Origin of the sequence: Erwinia sp. MYb416 (assembly GCF_037479575.1) — a bacterium.
In the GTDB taxonomy this organism is placed as follows: domain Bacteria; phylum Pseudomonadota; class Gammaproteobacteria; order Enterobacterales; family Enterobacteriaceae; genus Erwinia; species Erwinia rhapontici.
Genome location: NZ_JBBGYT010000141.1, coordinates 1 through 2,201, shown reverse-complemented (window position 1 = coordinate 2,201; position 2,201 = coordinate 1). Strand labels below are relative to the sequence as shown.

General features: G+C 63.1%; 2 protein-coding genes. One reads left to right on the top strand and one right to left on the bottom strand.

The features are described 5' to 3' along the window. Positions 1-1,718, top strand: a 1,718-nt coding sequence (locus tag WH277_RS01335; RefSeq protein WP_339503925.1) for a pyrroloquinoline quinone biosynthesis protein PqqF, incomplete at its 5' end; no start/stop codon positions are given. A gap of 3 nt (positions 1,719-1,721) precedes the next feature. Here WH277_RS01335 and WH277_RS01330 read toward each other — a convergent pair. After that, positions 1,722-2,201: TetR/AcrR family transcriptional regulator (locus WH277_RS01330; protein ID WP_339503923.1), on the bottom strand; the 480-nt coding region annotated here is incomplete at its 5' end.

Genomic DNA, 2,201 nt, shown 5'->3' with positions numbered 1-2,201 from the left:
CGCTGCCCGCGTTAGCGCCTGCTGCTGAGTGCGATATCGCCCTGCAACTGAACGGTGCACCGCGCCTGCGTCTCTCCTTTTTGCTGAATCAACCGATCGACGGCGGGCTGGCGTTGCTGCGCCAGCTGCTGCTGGACGAAGCGGCGGGCAGCCTGATGGCCTCGCTGCGCGAGCAGGAACTGTGCGACGGTGCCCGCCTGCTGCTGCCGTATCGCAGCGCACAGCAGACGGTGATCACCCTTGAACTGGTACTGGTGGAAGCCGGGGATGCCGACCGGGCTGAAGCGCGCGTACATCACTGGCTGGCACAGCTGGCTCGACTGACGACAACGCAGCGTGCTCATTACGCGCAGCTGGCCAGCCGCCACTTCGCGCAGTTACCCGTGATGGATCAGTTGCGTGAAAGTGCTTTTGGGTTTGCTCCGGCCGGGGACGACGAGAGCGCAATACTGTTCGCACTGCTGTCTGCCGCGCCATTATCACGGCTGTGGATTGCTGACAGCACTCCGTTGGATCAACTCGACGTTCAGGGCTGGACGCTGGCCTGCCAGCCGGGCGAGCGGGCGCCGGTTCAGCCTGATACATCAGGTGAGGCTTTCGTGTTCTTCCCACATCCCCTGCCGCCTGCCATCCCCACGTTGCCTGCGCGCCAGACACCGCTGGCCCATCATCGCTGCGATGAATCGCCCGCTGTGCTGCTGCTCAGCCCTGAAAACAACCTGCCAGCGCCCTGGGGGCAGATCGTGCAGGCCCGTCTGCGTGCGCTGGCGGCGGGTTGTGCCCATCGCGGGGGCGAACTGGCGATCGGTTGCCCGCAGGGACACTGGCTGATCCAGTTACAGGGGGAGGCGGCGCTGATGGTCAGCACGCTGGCATCGCTCAATGCGCTGCTGGCGGATATCCCGCCTGGCGTGATCGCACGCGGTGAGCGTGAGTCTCTGCGCCAGCGTCAGGCGCTGCACGATGATATTGCCGTGCGGGCATTACTCGGTGCACTGCCGGAAACGTTGCAGCCGTTGCACAATCCCGCAGGCGGCCAGACGCCGCTCAACCTCCCCTGGCGTGCAGTACTGGATGGCGGCGACCACGAGCTGCACCGGCAGCTGGCCTGCCTGCTGAGTACCTTTCCGGCTGCTATTAACCCGGCGGTACGTGCATTGCCTGACGTCTTACACCCCAAGGCCGAATACCGGGTGGCGACACGCAGCCCGGAGGCCGTACTGCTGCGCTTCTGCCCGCTGGTGGAGGAGAGTACGGCGTGCCTGGCCGCCTGGCAGTTGTTAGCAATGATTTATCAGCCGCTGTTTTTTCAGCGCCTGCGTGTGGAACAGAACATTGGCTATGTGGTGAGCTGTCGTTTTTATCAGGCGGCGGGGCGTTCGGGCATCCTGTTTGCGCTGCAATCCCCGCATCTCACGACGGCGGAGCTGGCGGCACGCATTGACCACTTCTTAGTGCAGATGAATACCGGGCTGGCGGCGCTCAGCCCGCAGGCGCTGTGGGAAACATGCCAGATAGTGCTGAAGGAACAGCAGCAGGTGCCAACCGGGCGGCTTGAGGCCAGTCGCGATCGCTGGCTGCGGGCACAGCAGATGATTCCTCAGCCCAATATCACCGACTTGCAGGCGCTGACGCCTGACAGCGTGCTGGCGTTCCATCAGCGCCTGCTGGCCGACGGGCGGCACGCCTTCTATCTGGTTAACCATTCCCTTTTCTGATCGCTATTCCTTCTCTGCCAGCAACGCTGCTTTTGCGGCCGTCAGGAATTCATCGGACAGGCTGTCCCCGGACGTGGCGCGTGCCAGCGTCAGCGCGCCGATAAGCAGGGAAAACTGCATCAGCGCATGCTGACGGCGCTGCGCGTCATCTTCCACATCCGAAAGCGACTCCAGCATTCCCAGCATCCCTTTCACGCCGTCGAGATAGACATCACGCACCGGTTTATCCGCGCTTTCCCTGGCGACATCACTGGCTAATGCCGTAATGGCACAGCCAGCCTGTACGCCATCCCGATGAGCGGGAGAAAGATAATGTTCGGCCAGTGTGCGCAACGTGTGATGGCTCGGCTGCTGATTGATCGCCTGCCAGCGCGCCGCAGAGTCGTCAAAGGCCTTGCGGCTGGCGATGGCGGCCAGCTCATCTTTTTTCTCAAAGTGCCCGTAAAAACCCCCGTGCGTTAACCCGGCGGCGGCCATCAAATA